6 protein-coding genes are annotated in these 4,931 nt (G+C 63.1%); 2 read left to right on the top strand and 4 right to left on the bottom strand.

Going from position 1 to position 4,931, the window contains the following annotated elements; all coding sequences use genetic code 11:
• The coding region (lipB, locus tag VKP01_RS13000) for a lipoyl(octanoyl) transferase LipB (RefSeq protein WP_324412945.1) at positions 1 to 498 on the top strand (498 nt) is incomplete at its 5' end.
• Here lipB and VKP01_RS12995 read toward each other — a convergent pair.
• From VKP01_RS12995 to VKP01_RS12980, 4 genes are all read right to left on the bottom strand, one after another.
• Positions 473 to 1,264 (bottom strand): hypothetical protein, encoded by a 792-nt coding sequence (locus tag VKP01_RS12995; protein WP_324412943.1) that lies wholly within the window; start codon positions 1,262 to 1,264, stop codon positions 473 to 475. The two genes, lipB and VKP01_RS12995, sit on opposite strands and share 26 nt — an antisense overlap.
• A gap of 18 nt (positions 1,265 to 1,282) precedes the next feature.
• Positions 1,283 to 1,714, bottom strand: a complete 432-nt coding sequence (locus VKP01_RS12990) for a hypothetical protein (protein WP_324412942.1) — start codon at positions 1,712 to 1,714, stop codon at positions 1,283 to 1,285.
• 76 nt (positions 1,715 to 1,790) lie between these two features.
• Positions 1,791 to 2,738 (bottom strand): prephenate/arogenate dehydrogenase family protein, encoded by a 948-nt coding sequence (locus VKP01_RS12985; RefSeq protein ID WP_324412940.1) that lies wholly within the window; start codon positions 2,736 to 2,738, stop codon positions 1,791 to 1,793.
• Positions 2,731 to 3,843: a histidinol-phosphate transaminase gene (locus VKP01_RS12980; protein ID WP_324412938.1), complete on the bottom strand. Its 1,113-nt coding sequence runs from the start codon at positions 3,841 to 3,843 to the stop codon at positions 2,731 to 2,733. Before VKP01_RS12980 ends, VKP01_RS12985 begins: the two co-directional genes overlap by 8 nt.
• A gap of 196 nt (positions 3,844 to 4,039) precedes the next feature.
• Here VKP01_RS12980 and VKP01_RS12975 point away from each other — a divergent pair.
• On the top strand, positions 4,040 to 4,931 hold an 892-nt coding region (locus tag VKP01_RS12975; protein WP_324412936.1), incomplete at its 3' end, for a peptide chain release factor 1.

Below are 4,931 nucleotides of genomic sequence, written 5' to 3'. Positions count from 1 at the left end.
AGCGATCTCGTCGCGCGCGAGCGCTTTCCGGTTTATGGCTCGGGGCGGGGCGGGCAATACACCTATCACGGTCCCGGCCAGCGCGTGGCCTATGTCATGCTCGACCTGAACCGCCGCGCGCCGGATCTGCGCCGATACGTCTCGGCGCTGGAAGCCTGGCTGATCGGGACGCTGGCGCAGTTCAACATTCGCGGCGAGCGCCGCGAGGATCGCGTCGGCGTCTGGGTGCGCCGCCCCGACAAGGGCCCGAGCGTCGAGGACAAGATTGCCGCGATCGGCATCCGCGTGCGCCGCTGGGTCAGTTTCCACGGCGTGAGCCTGAACGTCGAACCCGATCTCGACCATTTCACCGGCATCGTTCCCTGCGGCATCACCGAACACGGCGTCACCAGCCTCGTCGATCTCGGCTACCCGGTGACGATGCCGGAGGTCGACGCCATCCTGCGCGCGCAATGCGAGGAGATTTTCGGGGTTACTCTTTCAATGCAGGCGGATTGACGGGGTGGGCCGGTTTGGGTCCGACGCTCGATGTTGGGACAATGCCGGGTGTTTCGCGCAGAACCGCTTCTCCGACGAGTGCATTCTCGAAACCAGGAAGCGGAAGGTTCAGGCCAATCAGCATGTAACGCTGATCTTCCCCGGTTGTGCCCGAAGGCGGTGCCTCGATTACCCCCTCGTTGACGAGTTGCCGAACGAGTGCGCCATAAATTTCATTCACGTCGATCACTGCATTGTGAATGCGCGCCTCTGTCATGCCTTTCCATGCAAGATCCCAGGAACGTCGCCCAAAATCATGCGCTTGGGTAAAGAAGAGACTTCCCGGGGCAATACCCAGCGGTTCTGCATCATCAGTCGCCGCTGCCATTTCCAGTGAAACAGGGGCGATCAGATCCAGAAGTTCGATGCGCGCGATTCGATGCGAGCGAGATACACCTTCGATGAAACGGGTTATCTCTTCGATGGTCGCTTCGTCGGCTTGTTCAAGATCAACCAACGGCAAGCGATAGAAATGAAGTGGGGCATCCGGCTTGGTGCCCAGACCGGCAGTGTAGAGCGCCGTCTCCAGAGCCAGATTCGCGGCGGGTTTGCTCAACTGGACATGCTCGCGCGGCATATACCAAAGGATTCCATCACTTGAGGACTGGAAGTTGTCCGAGGCATTCGCAGGCGCGTTGCAAGCAATGGCAAGAGCGAATACCAGAACTACGCGCGAGAGCGGGGTTGCGCAATTCTGGGCAACCGTTCTCAATGCCGCGATACCCATTTTCCGACTGCCTCCAAGTCAACTCAAAGCGATCTTCCCCAAGCTCAACATCAATATGGGCAATGCGCTTCCTGCAATCAAGAGTGTCAGTGGGCCCCGTCTCGTCAGGCTTCGCGCGATTACGTAGCTATAAACAATCAAAGCCGTCAAAATGATGACGATGAATGCATAAAGAATTATCGAGTCGCTCTCCGAGCGGAACAGGCCGGCATATGATTGTGCTCCCACGAACAGCGGAACGACCCCCGTCGCTGCTGCAGGCGATCCGACCGGTGCAAAACCGTGACCGTATCCGAATACGATGATCAAGGTAATGAACAACCCGCCCGCGAAGGCGAAGCCCATCCGCTCTTGGAATGTTTTCGGAATTGTATCGCGATCTTCCTCAGGTAGTACCCTGTTAACGAAGCGATTGACTACCTCTCCGAAGGCATCTGATAACCCAGCCACACTCGCCATCCATGTCCGAATCGGATCGCCTTGAGTATAGCTACTTTAAATTGAAATTTCTAGGAAGCGCTCATCTTTAATCCTTACCCGGTCGGCGCCCGAAATCCGGGGCGTCGGTCTCCTGGCCGAGATCGATGATCGAGCGGCGGATGGAGCGGGTGCGGGAGAACAGGTCATAGAGCGCGTCGCCGTCATCCCAGCGGATGGCGCGGGCGAGGGCGGCGAGATCCTCGTTGAAGCGCGAGATCATCTCCAGCACGGCTTCCTTGTTATTGAGGAAGACGTCGCGCCACATGGTCGGATCGGAGGCCGCGATGCGGGTGAAGTCGCGAAAGCCGCCGGCGGAGAACTTGATCACCTCCGACTGCGTTACCTGCTCGAGATCCGCCGCCGTGCCGACGATGTTGTAGGCGATCAGATGCGGCACGTGGCTGGTGATGGCGAGCACCAGATCGTGATGCGGCGCGCTCATGAATTCGATGCGCGCACCCATCCCCTCCCAGAATTCCTGCAGCCGCGCCACAGCCGCCGGATCGACACCATAGGCCGGCGTCAGGATGCACCAGCGCTCGTGGAACAGCATGGCGAAACCCGCATCGGGGCCGGATTGCTCGGTGCCGGCGACCGGGTGGCCGGGGATGAAATGCACATGCGCCGGCAGATGCGGCTCCATGCTCGCCACCACGGCGCCCTTGACCGAGCCGACATCGGTGACGATCGCGCCGGCGCGCAGGCTTGACGCCATCTGTTTCGCGACCGGCCCGCAGGCACCGACAGGCACACAGAGGATGACGAGATCGCAGCCCTTCACACCTTCGGCCACATCCGTGAAGACGGTGTCCGCCAGAGCCAGTGCATCGACCCGCGCGGCCACCTCCGCATCACGGTCGATCGCCACGATGCAGCCGGCGAGATTTTTCTGGCGCATGGCATGGGCGATCGAGGAGCCGATCAGGCCGATCCCGATAATGGCCACGCGCTCGAAGAGCGGTGTTTCGAGCGGGTCGCCAAGACGTTCAGGCATGGACGGGCGCCTCCGCGCGCATGAATTCCATCAGCGCGTTGATCACCAGCCGATTGGCCTCCTCCGTGCCGATCGACAGGCGCAGCGCATGCGGCAGGCCGTAACCCTCCATCCGGCGCAGGATCAGCCCGCGCGCAGTGAGATATTCATCGGCCTCGCGGGCGGTGCGTCCCGGCATGTCGGGGAAATGCACCAGCAGGAAATTTGCCACGCTCGGCGTCACCGTCAGGCCGAGTTGCGTCAGGTCGCGGGTGAGGATCTCCAGCCAGGTATCGTTATGCGACACGGCCTGCGCCACATGGCCGTCATCAGCGATCGCCGCTGCGCCGGCGGCCAGCGCCGCGGCGTTGACGTTGAAGGGCGGGCGGATGCGGTTGACGATATCGACAACATGCTCCGGCGCCACCATCCAGCCCAGACGCAGGGCGGCGAGCCCGTGGATCTTCGAGAAGGTACGCGTCATCACCACGTTCTCGCTGGTCATGACCAGTTCGAGCCCGGCGGCGTAATCGTTGCGGCGCACATATTCAGCGTAAGCGGCATCGAGCACGAGAAGCACATGCGGCGGCAGGCCCGCATGCAGGCGCTTGATCTCGTCGAAGGGCAGATAGGTGCCCGTCGGATTGTTGGGATTGGCCAGATAGACGATCTTGGTGCGCGGGGTCACCGCCGCGAGAATGGCATCGACATCGGCGGTGAAATCCTTCTCCGGCGCGATCACCGGCACGCCGCCCGCCCCCAGGATGGCGATGCGGTAGACGAGGAAGCCGTGGGTGCAATAGATGCCTTCGTCGCCCGGGTTCATGTAGGCGTTGGTGACCATGGCCAGCAATTCGTCCGAGCCGTTGCCGCAGACGATGCGGGCCGAGTCGAGGCCGAACTTGTGGGCGATGGCGTCGCGCAGCGCATTGGCGCCGCCATCGGGATAGAGCGCAAGCTTGCCCATCACCGCCTCCGCCGCCGCGAGTGCCTTCGGCGAGGGGCCGAGCGGGGTCTCGTTCGAGGAGAGCTTGTGCACCGTCACGCCGGGGGGCGCCTTGCTCTTGCCGGGCGCATAGGCCTCGATCGACATCAATCCCTGACGTGGTAACGGACGTGCGGTCATCGTCTTCATCTTTCGGCTTCAAGGCGCGATACGCCGTGGTGGGCGCGCGCCTTCCTAGCGCAGCTTGCGGCGGAATTCACGCATAAAGCTGACGGAAACCCGGGCAAATCGTCCCGGTGGTGCTGGTACCATGCCACGACGCGGCTTGCTTCGTGTCCCGGCTTGGGTCATGACGGGCGTGAGCGGTACGAGAACCATGACGAGCACAATCCCCGACGATCATCTGCCACGCGAACGCCTCGACGCCGTCGTCGACAGGCATGCCGTCCTCACCGCGACTCTGGCCTCGGGGCCGGATGCCGAGACCTTCGTCAGGCTTTCGCGCGAACTCGCCGAGCTCGAACCGGTGGTGGAGGCGGTCAGGGCCTACCGCGCCATCCGCGAAGAGCTCGACGGTGTCGAGGCGCTGCTCGGTGATCCGGCGACCGATCGCGAGATGCGGGCGCTGGCCGAGGAGGAGCGCGGCGCGGCACGCGCGCGGCTCGCCGAGGCGGTGCGCGCGGTGCGGCTGATGCTGCTGCCACGCGATGCCGCAGACGAAAAGAGCGCCATTCTCGAAATCCGCGCCGGTACCGGCGGCGACGAAGCCTCCCTGTTCGCCGGTGATCTCTATCGCATGTATGCACGTTACGCCGAGTTGAATGGCTGGCGCGTCTCGGTGATCGCCGCGAGCGAGGGCACGGTCGGCGGCTACAAGGAAATCATCGCCCAGATATCCGGGCGCGGCGTCTTCGCGCGGCTGAAATTCGAAAGTGGCGTGCATCGCGTGCAACGTGTTCCCGATACGGAAACCGGCGGACGCATCCACACTTCGGCTGCCACCGTGGCGGTTCTGCCGGAGGCGGAGGAGGTTGATTTCGCGCTGGACGAGCGTGAGTTGCGGATCGATACGATGCGTGCCGGTGGCGCGGGCGGGCAGCATGTCAACCGCACGGAATCGGCGGTGCGGATCACGCATGAGCCCACCGGAATCAGCGTTGTGGTCCAGGCCGAGCGTTCCCAGCACAAGAACAAGGCGCGCGCCATGGAGATCCTGCGCGCGCGCCTGTTCGACCGTGAGCGTAGCGCGCGCGAATCCGAGCGGGCGG

This window comes from Saliniramus sp. (genome assembly GCF_035311605.1).
In the GTDB taxonomy this organism is placed as follows: domain Bacteria; phylum Pseudomonadota; class Alphaproteobacteria; order Rhizobiales; family Beijerinckiaceae; genus Saliniramus.
The sequence above is the reverse complement of the archived record's forward strand: the minus strand, read 5'-3'. Positions and strand labels throughout refer to the sequence as shown.